The organism is Antarcticibacterium flavum, from assembly GCF_006159205.1.
GTDB classification, from domain to species: domain Bacteria; phylum Bacteroidota; class Bacteroidia; order Flavobacteriales; family Flavobacteriaceae; genus Gillisia; species Gillisia flava.
Map to the genome: position 1 here is coordinate 2,931,855 of NZ_CP040812.1, position 18,069 is coordinate 2,949,923.

Here is an 18,069-nt window from a genome sequence, read left to right on the forward strand (position 1 = left end):
AATTGGTTTTGTGAAAACCCTGCTGCTCCATATCCAGATTGTGCTAACATACCCGAGGCACATTTCCCTGCCGTCCCTGCAGGAAAAAGAGCCTCTTGAAAGGGTTCTTAGACACAGGTGAAAAACCGGCATTACTGCTTTATAAAGTTCCTGGTGCAATTCTGAATCTCTACCTACCAGCTTAATTATCCAAAACCACTTTTTCACCTGAGTCCGCCAGGTGAATTTATTAGTTTTTAATTTCACTCCTGCTCCATTCAAACTCTTCCCATACCTTATTATTTCTTACCCGGACATAAAAACTCTTACTTTTTTCCTTTGTGAAACAGAAATTTTCAATTCCACTTTTTTTATAATCTCCTAAGTGACTAAATTGTCAAATCTATCTCTAGTCCCCTCTACTTAAAGTGTACTAATATTTTAATAACCCGGTCAGCACATTGCCGCTCCATTTCGCAAAAAGCTCCATTTCGGGCAAAGAGCTTCCCTATAAAGGTCTTGGACCCCATCCCCAATTTCTCCTTTCCATTCCACGCCCTTCCCTCTGCCAGGGAAGCCCGCTCAATTTCAATATGAAATCGTGAACGGAGTCCGCCAAATCGGAATTCCATTAATCATTTGGTGCCGCTTCCTATGTATTGGTACTTCACAAAAGCCTTTAGATATACTCCCGCACCCTCACTGCAAAAACCTTTTTTGAAAGCAAAATACCAACATTTGGAAGTTGAACAGACTGCATAAGCCAGTCGTGCCTCCTTTTTATAAGTCCTTATCAATTCCAAATATTGAAAATGTATCAGCAACAAAAAAGGTAACAGCGAGGGCGCTATAGGAAGTAAATCTAAAATAAATCTTATGAAATCGTTCAAAAACATCAAAAAGGAAGCGGCACCAAAAAACAAAAAAGGAAAACGCTCCAGATAAAATAAGTAAATCACTTTAAAAAAATAGAAACGAAAACTGTCTGAATGGTTCGGACAGCATTTTAACCTTTAAATTTTTTATTATGAAAACTATTAAAAATCACGTGCAGTTAATTGGAAATCTCGGACAGGAACCTTCAATTATCCATCTTGAGAGCGGTAAAAAAGTAGCAAATTTTTCACTTGCCACTAATGAATTTCACAAAAATTCTAATGGTGAAAGAGTGCAGGACACCCAGTGGCACAATATTGTAGCCTGGGGTAAAACTGCCGAAATTATAGAGAAATATGCCGGTAAGGGTTCCGAGATCGTAGTAAGCGGAAAATTGAAATACCGAAGCTACGAGGATAAAGAAAGCAATACACGCTATGTTACGGAAGTTGAAGCAAAAGAAATTCTTTTGTTAAGCATTAAGAACGGCAATAATTCAGCGGATTAAAAAATTAAGAGGGCGTCCCAGTGGAATGTTGCGCCCTCTTTCATTATTCACCTTTTAATAAAGATCACAATGAAAAATAAAGTTAACGAAATTTCCATAAAATATAATGGAAATTTTAAAATCGCACAGGCACCGAAGATAACCTCTTCTATGAGTGCCAAAGAATTGCTATTTGAAACTTGGAACAAAGACCAAATTGGGCTGCAGGAATGTTTTAAAGTTATTCTTTTAAATAACGCCAATAAGGTTAAAGGAATTTATGAGGTTTCCACGGGAGGAATTACCGGCACCTTGGTAGATCTGCGAATTATTTTTGCGGTAATTTTAAAGAGCCTTACTACTTCTGTGATTCTTGCACATAACCATCCATCCGGAACTTTAAAACCCAGTGAAGCAGATAAAAGCCTCACTCAGAAAATTAAGAGTGCAGGGATACTTTTAGACGTGAAAATTCTTGATCATTTAATTATTACTCCAGACGGAGATTATTTCAGTTTTGCCGATGAAGGTTTGCTATAATTTTAAATAAACCAAAGAAATTAAGACCTGATTACTTTCAGGTCTTTTTTATATAAAAATTTTAAACCTCAAATTAAATTTGAGCTTTGGTTCAATTAAAAAATGTATCTTTAAAATGCTGTAACTCAGCACAAATATTTTATAGTTATCCCATTTTTGACTTTCGCTGGTAACTATTTTCAATCATAATTTTTTAGAAGGAATTTTTTAATTCCACAAATGAGCAATTGGCGTTTGCCAGATTGTATTAAAATTTTGTCCCGCTTTAGCGGGACAAAAAAGGAATAGCAAGAGGGTAACGGGCAGAGCCGCGTTATGTTATTCCTTTTTTTATTTAAAACACTGTATTACAGCATTTTAAATAAAATTCTACATGAATCTATATTTAATGGAAGGACATTATTTACTAAAAACCTTTCGAAACCATTGAAAACAGGCAAAAATTTTACTAAAAAAATGGATGAGGAATATAAAAAAGAGAAGTTCGAGACCTTTAAAATAAAGTCTTCTGTAGCCAAGAAATTTAGACGGTTCAGCCGTTCTATTTCAAAATCCCAATCAATGGCTCTGTTGTCGATGATTGAATTTTTTGAACTGAATGGTGTTTCTCCCAACGAAGTTTTGGGCCCAAAAATGGAAACCCTTGAGAGCCTGATCAAGAAAAGGATCAATGGTGTTATTGCCATTTTGAAGGATATTGAGAAAAGCCAAACGAAGCCGACGGTAGCAATGATGCAATCCCTGTTTGAAGAAACCGAACCAAAAAAGAAACCTCTGATTTTGGAGAAGAAATTTTTAGAAGAGAAACAAGAAGTTCGTTTCCGGGAGAAGCAGGATCCTCATAAAGAGCTTTAAATTTTTTGATATGTATATAACAATCACACCTCAAAAATTGGGAGAGACATATTCTAAAAGCTCTTCCGGATTTGTCGATTACCTGGAGAAAGAAAATCAGGGACTGGAGAAGGAGGACATGGAACATTTTTTTAATCAGTACGGAGATGAAATTTCCGCAGAGGAAGTAATTAGAGAAATTGATGGGAACACGGCTAAATTAGAAAAAACAGAACCTCGTTTTTATTCAATTACCGTGAGTCCGTCAAAATATGAATTAAACCGTCTGCAGGATCACAGTGAAGACTTAAAACGCTATACCCGGGAACTTATGAAGGATTATGTTGCCTCATTTAACAGGGAGATTAACGGGAGACCAATAGGAGTGGAGGATATTAAATACTACGCAAAAATTGAGCATCAAAGGACGTTTAAGGGGAATGACAAACAGGTTCGGGAGAACCAGCCATTTGCAAGTAAGATATTGGAATTAAAAAATGAGATCCGAAAAATTGACCGTGGGGAAATACACGGAAACATTAAAGCACTTGAAAAGCAAATTACAAAACTTGAAAAGGACGCTCCGCATCAACAGAATGGAAAGCGAATTGTGCAGGGAATGCTAAAAGATGGTCCACAAAGCCATATCCATATCATCGTTAGCAGAAAGGACGCCTCTAATCGTTATAGTCTTTCTCCCGGAAGTAAATATAAAGCATCTGAGGTGGCGCTGAATGGCAAAACGATCAAAAGGGGGTTTGACAGGGATAACTTTTTTAAAAGTGCAGAAAAGACCTTTGATAAAACCTTCGGCTACCAAAGGAATTTTGTAGAAACCTATACTTCCAGGAAAGAATTTATAAAAGATCCTAAGAGCTATTTTTCTGCTTTGATGAAACTTCCCACAAATGAAAAAGCATTAGCATTTAAAATTCTTCGTGAGTCAGGTATGCCAATGCTACCGGGAATCCCCACCAATCAGGCACAACTGGCGCTTAAAGTTTTCAATCAGTTAAGACGGGGTGTGGATATGGCCATAAAATCCAGTTCAATCGGAATTTAACGGAACAATTATTAAGATTATATATTATGAAGACAAAAAGTTTATTTACTTATTTCCTTTACTACAGTTTCAAATACTACCTTTTTATAACAAATATTTGCATTCTGTTGATGATATTCATATTCAGTTATGGAGTAAATTCTGTACTAAGAGGAATGGTCTTTTTGGCTTGTCCTCTAATATTTTTGAACACCGTTGCATATGCTTATTTCTTTGATGGTAAATTAATAGATACAGTTCCCAAGAAATATCAAGTTAAATTTAAAACGAGCCGCAAGGACTTTAAGGTTGAAAATATTAAACGGGGAGTGTCCATTATAGGATCTGCGGGAAGTGGAAAGACCGAGAGTGTGGTTTTTGGTTTCTTAAAACATTTTCAGGAACATAATTTCTGTGGGGTCATTCACGATTACAAAGATTTTGAACTTACTGAAATGGCTTACCCACTTTTTAAAAATGGGAATATTCCTTTCCATCTTATCTCCTTTGATAAAATCTTCCAGAGAGTGAATCCTATTGCTCCACGCTATCTTGATAATGAGGAAAGCGTAAATGAAATTTCCCGGGTGTTAATTGAAAATCTCCTGGAACAAAGAGAATCGGGATCTTCCGGAACAACGAAATTTTTTAATGATGCAGCCGAAGGTTTGATAGGTGGATTGATTTGGAAATTAAAAACATCCTACCCGAAATTTTGCACCTTACCCCATTTAATAGCCATTTATCAATATTTGGATACCGACAGCTTAATTAAATTTTTAGAGACCAATACAACGTCCAGGGCTATGGCAGATGCCTTTATTAGCGGCAAAGATTCCGAAAGGCAAACGGCTGGAGTAAAAAGTACCCTTGCGAATGCCTTAAAGCGCATAAGCACTCAAAATATTTTTATGGCTCTTTCTGCAGATGAAGTGCCATTAAACATTAATTGCCCTGAAAATCCTGCAGTAATTTCCGTAGTAAACAATCCTAAATTTGAAACCTCCTATTCTCCAATTATCGCAACTATAATCCATACAGTTGTAAAACAAATGAGTGTTCGCAAATCTTTGCCTTCTTTCTTGTTGATGGAAGAAGCCCCGACCATTCGCTTGCTTAATATGCATCGGATTCCGGCAACCCTTAGAAGTTATGATATAGCCACGGTATATGTAATGCAGGACAAGATCCAGAATGATATGATGTATGGAGACAAAGCAAGCAAAGCTATTTTGAGCAACCTTTCTTATCAGTTCTTCGGAAAAGTAAATGATCCTGATACTGCCAAATACTATGAGCGCTTTTTTGAAATAGTTAAAAAAGAAACTACCAGTATCAATCGAGGTTATAGTTTGGATTTTGATACCCGAATTACAACTGGAGAGAAGGAGATTCCGAAAATAAGAGCTGATGTCTTTTTCCGCCTAAAGCAAGGGGAGTTTATTACATATGCTGATGGAGAGGAAAAAAAGGTTCAGTTTAAGTTACCGAATATACAGCGGGAAATTCCTGAAATTTCGAAGCAGTTTTCCAAAGCTGATTTGGCAACAAACTTTGACAGGATCTATATTGAGGCTAGGTCGATATTTGAAGGTAATTCTAATACTTTTAAATCTATTTAATTTATGTGTAAATTGTTCCTCTCAACAAATAGCTCATCATCCCATATGCGTATAGATATAGCCGGTAAAGTTCGTGAAAAAAAGTTAGCGAGTAATAAAGCTCTACTGCCATTATTTGAAGCTGTAGTAAATTCCATTCACGCCATCGAAGAACTTAATTTGCAGACACCTGGTATTATTGAAATTGAGGCCGAAAGATTACCCCAAGAGAACTTAGGTAATGATTCCAATAGCCAAGAGTTTGAGAAAAAACCACCAATTATTTCTTTTAAAGTAACCGACAATGGGATAGGATTTAATGCTGCCAACTGGGATTCTTTTAATTTAGCTCATTCGAGCTACAAGTATGGAAAAGGTGGGAAGGGAATAGGGCGAATAACCTGGTTACGTGCCTTTAGCAGTGTCCATATTGATAGTATTTATAAATACAATGGGAATTATAATCAGCGAAAGTTTGATTTCAAAATAAGTAAAGATGGTGTGGAAAACCCGTGGGAAACTAAAGTAGATTCTCCTCGTCCAATTAGACGAACTGTAGTTTACCTTAAAAATTTAAATGAAAGATTTCAGAGGTGGACAAATAGCAACTTAGAAGAAATAGCAATTAAAATTATTGAACACTGCTTCAGCTTTTTCCGAGAGCCAAATTGTCCAAGGATTATACTAAAGGACAATTATGATGAAATAGTTGTTAATGATTACTTCAGGAATTATACTCGTGACTCTCTGGATAAAAGGGTGGCGAAGATTAAAGGACATAATTTTGAATTTGAAGTAGTTAAAATGTATTCCTCTAAGCCAGACAATAAAATTCATTATAGAGCCCATAGACGAGAAGTAATTAATGATAAACTAACCGATTTTATACCCGAGTTAAAACAACAACTTACTGATGAAGAAGGTGAGAAATTTTCGCTTGCCGTCTATGTCTCTAGCGAGTACCTTGACGATAAGGTAAATGAAGAAAGGACAGAAATATCTTTTTCAAAAGCTGATGAATTTTTTCCAGATGAAATAGAAAAAACTGAAGTGAGTGAGAAAGCCGTTTCTATAGTAAGAGAAATTTATCAAGAATATATTAAGGTCATCGAGCAGGAGCGACTTGAGAATATTAGAAGTTTTGTTAGGAAACATCCGAGATACAGATATCTTGAGAAGTACAAACTATCAGAATTAAAAAAAATATCTTCTAATTTAAGTGGGAAAAATTTAGAAATTGAGCTTTTTAAGCTTCAGAATGAGCTAGAAAGAGATGTTAAGCGTGACGCTAACAAAATGCTTAAATCCATAAAGGATATTGACCATAAATCGGCTTTTGATAAAACACATACTGAGCTTTATAATAAGATAATTGAAGTCGGGAATTCGAAGCTGGCTGAATATGTGGTGCACAGGTCTTATATTCTCCAGCATTTAAATAAACATTTAAAAAAATCTAAAGACGGAAAATATTCTAAAGAGGAAATTATTCATAATTTAATTTTTCCTGTTAAGAAAACGTCGGATGAAATACAGTTGGAGGAACATAATTTATGGGTAATAGATGAGAGATTGGCTTTCCATGATTATTTGGCTTCAGACATCCCATTAACGAGTATTAATCGAACGGAATCTACATCTTTAAAAAGACCTGATTTATTAATATTTAATAAAGCTCATTTGCTTAACGAGAATAACAACTATTCTTCTGTGGTAATTGTAGAGTTTAAAAAGCCTATGAGGGATGATTATAGCGAAGCTGATAATCCAATTACCCAAATTTTAAACTATGTAATTGAAATACAAGAAAATAATGCAATAGATGCTAATGGGCGTCCAATAAATATTAGAAAAGGGACACCATTTTATGCCTATATTATTTCAGATCTCACACCTAAACTAAGAACTCTAGCGAAGAAAGCCGATTTTACTACTCATCCCGATAACCAGGGTTTTTTCTCGTACAATGGTAATTTTGAACTTTATACTGAAATAATCAGTTTTGATAAGATGATTGGGGATTCAAGAAAAAGAAATCAAATTCTGTTCGACAAATTGAACCTACCAACACATTGATCTTCTGGCTTGGATGAGTTTTAATATCATTTTCCTTATTGCTTTCTTAATATTTTATTTCCTGTTGGGAAGAGTTTCACGAAGAATTTGGCAATCTTCTAAATTGGTTTATCTATAGCTACACATTCCGGAAATTTGAAAATGTTAATAACTCATTAACACTATCCGCAACATCCCCTTTGAAAATTCCTCTAAATTGACAAATATTGTCAAGAGAAATTCGTCAACTCATATCTCTAAAATGGATAGAAATAGTTCTATTGGACAAATACTCCGGGAGCGTAGGGAGAAGAAAGGGCTTTTGCTTAGGCAGGTTGCTGCTCTTTTAAATATAGATTCGGCGATTCTTAGTAAAATTGAACGTGGAGAACGAAAGGCAAGGAAGGAGCAAATTCTTCAGCTGGCAGAAATTCTCGATTTGAACCAGGAGGATTTAGTAGTTCATTATTTAAGTGAGAAGATTCTTTATGAAATACGGGATGAACAGTTAGCAGAAAAAGCTTTACAAGTTGCGGAGCGGAAATTAAAATATAATGCCCAAAAATATAATCAGGATTAATGGGAATAAAGTTAGAGGAGTTAGCATATCAGCAAACCGCCATTAAATCAGTAGTTGATGTTTTCGATGGCACCGTCAAAAACGGCTTTGATAATGCCAGCAGTCAAGGCATACGATCTAATATAATTTCGCTTTCCAAAGAGCAGGTACAGGAAAATATTAAATCAGTTATTCAGGAAAATGGGTTGTCCGAAGAAATAGCCAAACTGACTCCAGAGCAGGAATTGACTATAGAAATGGAGACTGGGACCGGAAAAACCTTAGTTTATATAAAAACGATTTATGAGCTATATAAGCACTATGGTTTTACGAAATTTATAATTCTCGTTCCTTCTGTGGCTATTAGGCAAGGAGTGCTAAGTACTCTGGAAACTTTTAATAAACAGTTAGAGGATATCTACGGTTTTACACCCAAGGCTTTTGAGTATGATAGCAAGCGGCTGAACAAAGTCACCAACTTTATTGAAGAGCAACATCCTCAAATAATGATAATGACTTTGGCTTCTTTTAATTCTGAAGATAAGATATTGAACCAGGCGAAACGGGAGGATTTGTTTGCCAACATTCCTTTTATTGAGGCCATTGGTCGCACAAATCCAATTATTATAATGGATGAACCGCAGGAAGGAATGGACACGCCAAATTCAATAAAACAGATTGCGAAGCTCAATCCTCTTTTTAAATTAAGATACTCCGCTACCCATAAAGTTTCCAAAAATAAGTTGTACCGGTTGACCCCCTATGATAGTTACAAGGATGGACTGGTGAAAAAAATTGAGGTGCTTACGGTTACAGAAAAAAACGATGAAGCCACCTTAAAGCTGGAGCTAGCGGAAGTGCAAAACGCTAAGGGTTCAATCAAAGTCAAAATAAAAGCCTGGCACCAGATGGCTAGCGGAAAAATCCAGTTTAAAAATACCGGTTGGTTAAAAGATGGCGATAATCTTGGCGAAAAAACAAAAAATACAAGTTACCTGAATTATAAAATAGAGCGCATTCAAAAAAGTTTAAGAACTCAAAAATGGACTGTATCCTTTACAAATGGGACAGAAATTTTGGAGAAACAAACCTCAGGCAATGTGCAGAGTATCTGGAACCTGCAATTGGAATGGCTTATTATTCGTCATTTTACCAAGAAGCAGAAACTAAAAGAACAAGGCATAAAATGCCTTTCATTAATTTTTATCGATAAGGTGTCAAACTATGTGAGCGATAATCCCATTATTAAAAATATTTTCATAGAGAAATATTTAGAGCTATACCCGGAGTTTCACAATAACCAAATTCCTTCAGCAGAACATATTGAGCATATACAAGGCTCATACTTTGCCAAAACAGGTAAGGGAGAGTTTACAGACAATGAAAGCTCGATGCGAAAGAACAGTGAAGTGTTTGATGCTATATTAAAAGATAAGGAAGGGCTTCTGAATTATGGAAACAGCGTGGCCAATAAAATCGAGTTTATCTTTTCACATTCAGCTTTAGGTGTGGGATGGGATAACCCGAACATTTTCAATATCGCTACTTTGAGCAATTCTTATTCGGAAATTAAGAAGCGACAGGAAATAGGTCGGGGTCTACGCATATGCTTAAATGATAAAGGACACCGTGTCTATGATAAAGTAGATGTTTCAGACGCGGAACGTATTAATCAGCTTACCGTAATACCCAATGAGACTTATGAAACTTTTGTAACCCAGTATCAGGAAGAAATAAAAGAAGTTTATGGCACTCCAACTGCCGGTGCAGGAATGACACATACGCACAAAGGAACTCCTCAGAACGAGGTTCGTTTCAAACGGAATGACAGTGAGAATATTAATAAAGCTTTCAAGCGGTTTTGGAAGGCTCTGGCGAAGAAAACAAATTATACTGTAGCCTTTGATGAAGAAGCCATAATCTCAAGAAGTAGGGAAGCCTTAAATCAAATTAATATTGCCGATTATGTGGCAGAAGTCAGCAGCCGTTCCATCAGTGCAATAACAGAAGAAGAGTTTAAGGATGATTTTGGCGGGAGCGAAAGCTATAAACTTAGAGCCAATTATACCGCTTTGGATTTAGTGGAAGAACTCAGTGAAAACACAAGCTTAAGTTACAACACAACCTTTGCCATTATACGGGATATCGACCACACACATTTCGCTAAAAATCCGCCGCAGTTTATCCACCGGGCTACGGCACTAATTAAGAATATTGAACTGGAAGAAATGCTTCGTGGTTTGGATTATAAATTAACCAATGAAACTTTTCCTTTTAATTTTGAAGATTTCGTAAAGCAGATTGATGATAAACGTTTCACGCCAACTCCTAATCGCGGCATTTTCGATAAAACATTAGTAGATAGTGAGGTGGAGCACAAATTTGCTTTATCTGCCGATAATGATGATGAAGTTATTTGTTTTCTTAAACTTCCTGCTTACTATAAAATCCCAACACCCATTGGTGACTATGAGCCCGACTTTGGTATCGTGATGAAGCGGAAAAGTCTAAAGAACGGTATGGAGAATGAATTTTATTTTGTTATAGAAACAAAAGGAACTAATGACATCAATGACAAAAGAGCTCTGAAGGAAAGTGAGAAATATAAAATAGAATGCGCTTTAAAACACTTCGCCGTATTGGGTGTGGAGGTAAAATACAAAGCACCCTTTAAAGAATATGAATACTTTAAAACGGAGGCCCAAAAGGAGATTCGGAAAGTACAGGAAATAAAAGCCGATTAATACGTATGAAACCCAAAACGAAAAATATTCAACTCCTGGAAGAAATTAGGAGTATTTTGAAGCAAGCAAGACAGCAGGCTGTCACTGCGGTTAATTCGGCGATGGTATTTGCGTATTGGGAAATTGGGAAACGTATTGTACAAGAAGAGCAGAAAGGCAGCGAAAGGGCGGAATATGGGTCCTATTTGCTGAAGGAATTGGCAAAGAACTTAAGCAATGACTTTGGTAAAAGCTTTGATGCCCGTGAACTTAGAAGAATACGCCAGTTTTACTTAAGTTTTCCAATTCGGGACACAGTGCGTCCCGAATTGAGCTGGTCACATTATCGCTTGTTGATAAGGATAGAAGATGAAACCGTAAAAAATTTTTACCTTAGGGAATCGGTCAGCCAACATTGGAGCACCCGAAAATTAGATCGCAATATTAGCAGTCAATATTATCAGCGAATATTATCCAGCCAGTCCAATATAGAAAATACTGCGGAAACAGAAGCAGTGTCTAAACTGGATTTTATCAAAAATCCATATGTACTGGAATTCCTGGAACTTCCCGCAAATCTTACCCATCAGGAAAAAGATATTGAAAAAGGAATTATAGCCCACCTGCAAAGCTTTCTACTTGAACTTGGTAAAGGTTTTGCTTTTGTAGCGCAGCAAAAATTAATTCGCACTGAAACTTCCGATTTTTTTATAGACCTCGTGTTTTACAATTACCACCTCAAATGTTTTGTGGTTATTGATATCAAAAGCGGGAAGTTATCTCACCAGGATATAGGGCAGCTGGATATGTATGTGCGAATGTTTGATGAACTGGAAAAATCTGACACCGATAATCCAACGATAGGAATCCTTTTATGTGCCGATACCGATAATGTGGTGGCAAAATATTCGGTACTTAGTGACAAGAACAACTTGTTTGCCTCAAAATATCAAATGTACCTGCCCAGTGAGGAAGAGCTGCAACATTTTATTGAAAAAGACCTTGAATAGCATTTTATGAGTGATACCAAAGAAACCATAGCGAATCCTTTAGAAAAGGTACAGTCACACGACTGGAACAAAGAACGGCTGGAGCAGTTAAAACAGCTAATGCCCGATCTTTTTACCAATGAAGGGAAACTGAATTTAAACGAACTCAAAAAAGTGGTTGACCCGGAGAGTGTGAGCGAAACAGAACGTTATGAATTTCGCTGGTTTGGTAAGAGTAAGGCTAAACGTGAGGCATTTACTCCTACCAATGCCACCCTTGTTTATGATGAAGAACGAAGTGTAAACCCGGAGAATAGTGAAAATTTAATAATTGAGGGGGAGAACCTGCAAGTGCTCAAGTTGCTGAGCAACAGTTATAGGGAACAGGTCAAGTGCATCTATATAGACCCGCCGTATAATACGGGAAAGGACTTTGTGTATTCAGATAAATTTAATCAGAATAGAAAGGAGTATTGGGAGGATTCCGAAATGACAGAAAATGGAATTAAGGTAGATACTAATGCAGAAACAGACGGACGTTTTCACAGCAACTGGTTGAATATGATGTATAGCCGCCTGTTGATGGCACGGCAGCTTTTAAGAGAGGATGGCGTGATTTTTATATCCATTGATGATAATGAGGTGCATCATCTAAGGAAGTTATGCGATGAAGTTTTTGGAGAGGAAAATTTTGTTTCCAGTATTATATGGCAAAAGAAATACTCTGTTTCCAATGACGATCCTGGTATCGCAGCTATGCACGATTACATTCTATGTTTCCAAAAATCTGAAAAATTTCATCGTAATCTTTTACCCAGAACGGAGAAGCAATTATTACGGTATAAAAATCCAGACGACGATTTTAGAGGCCCTTGGGCGTCTGCTGAATACGTTAGTAGTAAAACAAAAGAGGAAAGACCAACACTTTATTATCCAATTCTGCATCCAAAGACCAAAAAAGAAGTTTGGCCAGATGAAAGCGCGGTATGGCGATATTCAAAGGACAAACATCAAAATATCGTAAAAGAAAACCGACTTTATTGGGGTCAGGATTTTAATTATGAAAAGCCAAGGCTTAAAAGATTTCTTTCAGAAATCCAAGGCGGTTTAGTTCCTGGAACTTGGTGGAGTTTTAAGGAGGTTGGTCATAACGATGAGGGCCAAAAAGAGACAGCAAAAATTCTTGGTCGAAAAATTTTTAGTACGCCTAAACCGGTTCGGTTAATTGAGAAAATTTTACGGATTGCGTGTTCCAATGAGGATTTGGTACTAGACTTCTTTTCGGGTTCTGGTACTATAGCGCAAGCAGTAACCAAACTTAATCAAGAAGATGGTGGAAATAGAAAATATATTTTAGTCCAATTACCCGAAGCAACCGATGAAAAAAGTGAAGCTTTTAAGTCCGGATATAAAAAAATAAGCGATATCACAATTGAGCGAAATAAACGAGTTATTCAAAACATTATTGCCGAAAAGAAAAATGAAACACTAGATATATTCTCGAAAAAGGAAGACGAAAAAGACCAACTAAAAGGTCTGGGTTTTAAAGTTTTTAAACTGGTTAAATCTAATTTCCCAAGGGTAGATTATGCTCCTGACCCGGAGAAATCTGATGAGGAAAATGTAGCCCTCCTCAAAAAATATATTGCTGAAAAAGAGGCTCAACTTGTTTCGGCCTTTAACCGCGAAGAACTCATAACAGAAATTTTAATTAAAAACGGCTTTAAACTCAATTATTCCTTAGAGAAACAAGAGCAGTTTAAACAGAATGAGATTTTCCTGGCCTCAGATGGCGATAAAGAAACTTTGATTTGTCTGGATGTAAGTTTGGCAGATGAAACCGTAGCCCATTTTAAAACCCATACAGGTCAGAAGATGATCGTCTTGGAACGAGCCTTGGACACCACAAAAAAGTGGAACCTGAAGCATTTTTTAGGGGATAAGTTTAGTGCGTTTTAAGGATAATTTTTAAAAACTAGAAGAAAAGTATACAGTGTAGTGGAAATACAGCTTTATAAATTTTTTTGTTACTCATGTAAATAAATAAATATGTCGCTAAATAAAGTAGAATATCTATCCGATGTGTTAGAAACACATAGAATGTCGAAAATTGATGACTTAGTTAAAAAATTCAAGTCAAAAAGAGATGAAGTAAAATCGGCTATACAGGAAGAGTATGGTAGTGCTATGTACAATCCTTTTGGTTCGGGTTCTTTCAAGAAGCACACAGCTATTAATACCAAATTCGATTTAGATGTAGTCGCTCCGTTTAAAAAAGATTCTTTTGGAACATTAGAAGATATGTTTAATGGCCTTTTTGATTTCTTGTATAAAAAATACGGAGACGAAGGTTATGTACGTAAACAAAAAGTATCTATAGGTATAGAATTTTACGAAGACGAGGATAAGGATGTCATAAGTTTAGATATAGTTCCAGGCAGAGAATTAAATCAAGATCAATATTTAGAAAATAAAAACCTGAACCTATATGTATATTCCCAGTATGGTCTTTTCCAAAAAAGTACATATATCCAAACAAACATCCATTCCCAAATTGAACATATTAAAGCAAAGGAGAATGAGAGAAAAATTATCAGGCTATTAAAGATTTGGAAAAATAGCAATGGAGAAAAATATAAATCCTTTCTACTTGAACTAATGACTATAAAAGCTTTTTATAAAGAAGATATATCTGGAAATATATGGGATAAACTTAAAGCGGTAATGGAGTATATCAGGGACAATGTGGAAAAAGAAGATTTTAAATTAATTGACCCAGGTAATTCTAACAACAATGTTATAGATACTTTGGAAGACTGGGAAAGACGTAATCTTTCAGCCCGAATGGGAACCATTCTAGACAGAGTGGAAGAAAACGCTGAAAACTTAAAATCCTATTTTCCGGTAAATGAAGAATTTGAAAACAAAGAATTAGGTAATTCTAGCTATGGAATTAAAGGTTCAACAGTTGCTGCTTCAATACCTCCAACAAACCAGCGTTTCGGGTAAATGTTGCTCAACGTAACCACCATAAAAACCATCTTGGAAAAAATCCCTTTTGTCACAAAAATTGTTGATTTAAGGGCAGGAGATATTTTTATAAATGGTAAAATTCAAATCGATTTTAAGGAATTACCTGAACCTCTTGATTTTGATATAAAAATAGCAGCTCATTACCCTTTAAGAAGCTATGATTCAGAATCCATTAAGTTTATAAATGAGGATCTAATCAATTACAAACACGTAATGGGTGATGGTTCTATTTGTATTCATACCTCTCATAATCCCAACCTGGAACAAAAACTTTTTATGGACCTCACATCCCTGAAAAACTGGATTGTGAAATATTACATACATAAAGAAGATGATACTCATTATGAGCATATCATAGTTCCTGAAAACCCTGTTAATGGAAAATACTATTCTTTCTGCTTTACGGATGTAGAACATAAATTTTGTAAAGGAGATTATGGGACTGTGGGTGTGGTCTCTTTGAGTAATGGTCTTTATAGAGAAAAAGAAATTTTTAATTTTTTGGTGCGTCATTTTTCGGTTAGGGACGATGGCGATATTACCTGTCAATGGAATACAAGATATCTGAATTTGCCATTGGTAAATACCGGGATTTATTTTTTTATTAAGGATCCTCCAGCCAGGTTAAACCGTTTTATACTGAAAGACTGGGAGGATTTTTATGATTTACTACCTGAAAGCTTTTTATCCTTACTCCATACGTTTCAAGTCAACAACATAAAGAAATTTAGAGGCCAAATCACTCCAATTTTTTTTGGCTATAATACAACTGAAGGTGAAATTCATTGGCAGGTAGCGCTTATGGAGATAGGAAAATTTCCAATAGAAGGAGTGCCGATCAAAATCAATGAAAGAAAAACAGGAAAATGGACCAGTCAATTGACCACTGGATCAATTAACTGGGCGTTGACCAGAAACTCCTCCTATAACTACTATTTCGGGAGAGGTAAATTAACTCCGCATATTACCGATAAAAAGATTTTAATAATCGGAATAGGGGCGGTAGGTAGTATGGTTGCAAAAACCTTAGTAAGAGGAGGGTGTACAAAAATCGATTTAGCAGATTTTGATGTTAAAGAACCGGAGAATGTCTGCCGTTCTGAATATCTCTTCAATTTAGGATTAAACGACAAAGTAGACGAGCTTGCAAAAATACTCACGGCAATATCTCCCTTTGTTGAAATAGCTCCTCTTAATAAAGATTATTTTCAAACTATCGTTAAATGGTTCTACAAGGAAAAGACTGCAAGAGAAATTTTTATAAAGGAGTTAAATAAGTATGATTTAGTAATTGACTGTACTACGGATGATGATTTAATGTACATTTTCGATAAGTTATCTTTGGATTGTACTCTTCTTAGCTTATCTATAACTAATAAAGCTAAGGCATTGGTTGCAGGTTTTCATCCAAATTCATATCGCTTCTTTAAAATTCAATATGAGAATTTAGAGAATAATTTGGAGGATTTATATAATCCCACAGGCTGTTGGAGTCCGACATTTAAAGCATCTTATAATGACATAAATTTTCTCGTCCAGTTTGCCCTAAAACATCTAAATAAGGTTTACAGTGAGAACAAACAGAAACTCAATTTTGTGATCAAATCAAATGATGAAACCACTAACCCTTATATCAAAGAATATTGAATTTGGTAAAAGAACGTAATGGATTAAGATTAATTATTCCTGAAGCTTTGCTTTCAGAAATGAGCCAAATAGGACTGGAATACTACCCGAATGAATTTGGTGGATTCTTAGTAGGAAGGTACTCGGACGATTTAAGAATCCTATACATTACAGATTTTATTCTTCCAAAGAAATACATTGGGCTCCCCAGTATGTTTGAGAGGAGTACCGACGGACTGAAGGAAAAACTGGAACGGCTATTTGTAGAGAAAAACCAGTATTATATTGGTGAATGGCACACTCACCCCGAAAGTTCACCCCAATATAGTCAAACTGATTTAGTTGCTATGAAGGTAATAGCCGATCATAAAAAGGTAAATATTTTAAATCCAGTTTTACTAATCATCAGTATTTCAAAAATTAAACCCATTAAACATAAATTTTATATTTATAAAGACAATCAGCTTTTAGCCTATGAATAAAATAGATTTAAAATCACTGTTTGAAGGACTTCAAAAACAGATGATTTCACAACTTAGTACTAATAGAGATTTTATCACTCATCCTGGCTCAAAGGGAGATTCTCTTGAAAATGCTTGGATTGAATGGTTGCAAAAATATTTACCTAATAGGTATAGTGTTGATAAAGCTATTGTGATAGATAGTAATGGAAACACTAGTCAACAAATAGATATTGTAATTTACGATAACTGGTTTACGCCCTTCATTTTTTCGCAGAATGGCTTCCACTATATTCCTGCTGAAGGAGTTTATGCGATTTTTGAAGTGAAACCCGATGTTTCAGGTAGTTCAGAAGGTGTAAACAATATCGAGTATGCTGCTGAAAAAATAGAAAGTGTAAGAAAACTTAAAAGAACAACAACAAGCATCATAAGTGTTGGTCAAAAACAAAGCCCTAGGGGATTGACAAAAATTGTAGGAGGTATTTTAACTTCGACTAAATCTGGTTCCAAAACTAGTAACGAAACTTTAAAAAAACATTTAAAAGCACAATCAGGCTTAAAAAGTATTGATTTCGGGTGTATAGCCGACTATGGTAGTTTTTTTGTTGATTACAAAGGCGAGGAAAATCCTGATATAACTGATATCGAAAATCGTTATATGGATTTTTATTCAAAAAGAATAATAAAGGAAATCCATTTCAGCAAATCTGAAAATTCCTTGGTTACATTTTTTCTTCAACTAACTCGTTATCTTCAGCAATCGATAGGCACGGTAGCCGCCATTGATTTGCAAGCATATTCAAATGCCATTGATGAGGAAATTGACAGGGAAATTTAGCAGACATTACGATGTATGAGGCCAAAGAATACGACTGGTGGAGTTGTCTGTTTTGTGAGGTCTAAAAAGGAATCTTCTCCCCTTCATCTCGCTCGGCAACTTTCCATCGCCCATCCTCCATTATGAGCTTGAAAATTTCTGGTTCATCGGTAAAGGAGGTTGTGAATTTCACCCAGGCAGTTTGGCCATCGGATTGTTCTTGTATAACATTGAAATTTGCTTCACTATCTTCTGAATATAAGTTTTGGATAGTCATGAAGTTAGCATAGGTCTCAGCGGTAGTATGTTTTTCAAGTTTTTCTTTATCACCTTGATAAAAGCTTTCTGCTACAGCTTTAGCGGTTTCTGTATGGGACATTTTTTTTTCGTTACATCCAACAAGTGCTAAAAGGAACGAATAGAGGAGGATTCTTTTCATGACGT

At 35.7% G+C, this 18,069-nt stretch carries 16 protein-coding genes; 14 read left to right on the forward strand and 2 right to left on the reverse strand.

Annotation, left to right across the window (positions count from 1 at the left end; all coding sequences use genetic code 11):
* Nucleotides 1-398: 398 nt before the first annotated feature.
* The gene (locus FHG64_RS12670; protein ID WP_139066750.1) at nt 399-611 is read right to left on the reverse strand and encodes a hypothetical protein; all 213 of its coding nucleotides are present in this window, start codon (nt 609-611) and stop codon (nt 399-401) included.
* A gap of 395 nt (nt 612-1,006) precedes the next feature.
* Between FHG64_RS12670 and FHG64_RS12675 the strand changes: the two genes are divergently transcribed.
* The 14 genes from FHG64_RS12675 (at nt 1,007) to FHG64_RS12740 (ending at nt 17,646) form a co-directional block, all read left to right on the forward strand.
* Nucleotides 1,007-1,363 carry a single-stranded DNA-binding protein gene (locus tag FHG64_RS12675; protein WP_139066751.1) on the forward strand — a complete coding sequence of 119 codons (357 nt, stop codon included), beginning with the start codon at nt 1,007-1,009 and terminating at the stop codon, nt 1,361-1,363.
* A 69-nt stretch (nt 1,364-1,432) separates the two neighbouring features.
* A complete protein-coding gene (locus FHG64_RS12680) occupies nt 1,433-1,882 on the forward strand; it encodes a JAB domain-containing protein (RefSeq protein ID WP_139066752.1) in 450 nt (149 codons plus the stop codon).
* 456 nt (nt 1,883-2,338) lie between these two features.
* Nucleotides 2,339-2,737, forward strand: a complete 399-nt coding sequence (locus FHG64_RS12685; protein WP_139067968.1) for a BfmA/BtgA family mobilization protein — start codon at nt 2,339-2,341, stop codon at nt 2,735-2,737.
* 10 nt (nt 2,738-2,747) lie between these two features.
* Nucleotides 2,748-3,779, forward strand: a complete 1,032-nt coding sequence (gene mobB, locus FHG64_RS12690) for a MobB family relaxase (RefSeq protein ID WP_139066753.1) — start codon at nt 2,748-2,750, stop codon at nt 3,777-3,779.
* 26 nt (nt 3,780-3,805) lie between these two features.
* Entirely contained in the window at nt 3,806-5,380 is a 1,575-nt protein-coding gene (locus FHG64_RS12695) for a type IV secretory system conjugative DNA transfer family protein (RefSeq protein ID WP_139066754.1), read from the forward strand.
* A 45-nt stretch (nt 5,381-5,425) separates the two neighbouring features.
* The gene (locus tag FHG64_RS12700) at nt 5,426-7,435 is read left to right on the forward strand and encodes a hypothetical protein (protein WP_139066755.1); all 2,010 of its coding nucleotides are present in this window, start codon (nt 5,426-5,428) and stop codon (nt 7,433-7,435) included.
* A gap of 241 nt (nt 7,436-7,676) precedes the next feature.
* Nucleotides 7,677-7,994: a helix-turn-helix domain-containing protein gene (locus tag FHG64_RS12705; RefSeq protein ID WP_139066756.1), complete on the forward strand. Its 318-nt coding sequence runs from the start codon at nt 7,677-7,679 to the stop codon at nt 7,992-7,994.
* On the forward strand, nt 7,994-10,717 hold the full coding sequence (locus FHG64_RS12710; RefSeq protein ID WP_139066757.1) for a restriction endonuclease: 2,724 nt from the start codon (nt 7,994-7,996) through the stop codon (nt 10,715-10,717). Before FHG64_RS12705 ends, FHG64_RS12710 begins: the two co-directional genes overlap by 1 nt.
* Nucleotides 10,718-10,722: 5 nt before the next feature.
* Nucleotides 10,723-11,706 (forward strand): PDDEXK nuclease domain-containing protein, encoded by a 984-nt coding sequence (locus FHG64_RS12715; protein ID WP_139066758.1) that lies wholly within the window; start codon nt 10,723-10,725, stop codon nt 11,704-11,706.
* 6 nt (nt 11,707-11,712) lie between these two features.
* A complete protein-coding gene (locus FHG64_RS12720; protein ID WP_139066759.1) occupies nt 11,713-13,644 on the forward strand; it encodes a site-specific DNA-methyltransferase in 1,932 nt (643 codons plus the stop codon).
* A 141-nt stretch (nt 13,645-13,785) separates the two neighbouring features.
* On the forward strand, nt 13,786-14,694 hold the full coding sequence (locus FHG64_RS12725; RefSeq protein ID WP_246054091.1) for a nucleotidyltransferase family protein: 909 nt from the start codon (nt 13,786-13,788) through the stop codon (nt 14,692-14,694).
* Complete coding sequence (locus FHG64_RS12730; protein ID WP_139066761.1) at nt 14,695-16,365, forward strand: ThiF family adenylyltransferase; 1,671 nt, start codon at nt 14,695-14,697, stop codon at nt 16,363-16,365.
* 2 nt (nt 16,366-16,367) lie between these two features.
* Nucleotides 16,368-16,826: a Mov34/MPN/PAD-1 family protein gene (locus FHG64_RS12735; protein WP_139066762.1), complete on the forward strand. Its 459-nt coding sequence runs from the start codon at nt 16,368-16,370 to the stop codon at nt 16,824-16,826.
* Nucleotides 16,819-17,646, forward strand: a complete 828-nt coding sequence (locus tag FHG64_RS12740) for a DUF6602 domain-containing protein (RefSeq protein ID WP_139066763.1) — start codon at nt 16,819-16,821, stop codon at nt 17,644-17,646. The genes FHG64_RS12735 and FHG64_RS12740 overlap by 8 nt, the downstream gene beginning before the upstream one ends.
* 61 nt (nt 17,647-17,707) lie before the next feature.
* Here the strand turns inward: FHG64_RS12740 and FHG64_RS12745 are convergent, their stop codons facing one another.
* Nucleotides 17,708-18,064: a hypothetical protein gene (locus tag FHG64_RS12745; protein ID WP_139066764.1), complete on the reverse strand. Its 357-nt coding sequence runs from the start codon at nt 18,062-18,064 to the stop codon at nt 17,708-17,710.
* Nucleotides 18,065-18,069: the final 5 nt, after the last annotated feature.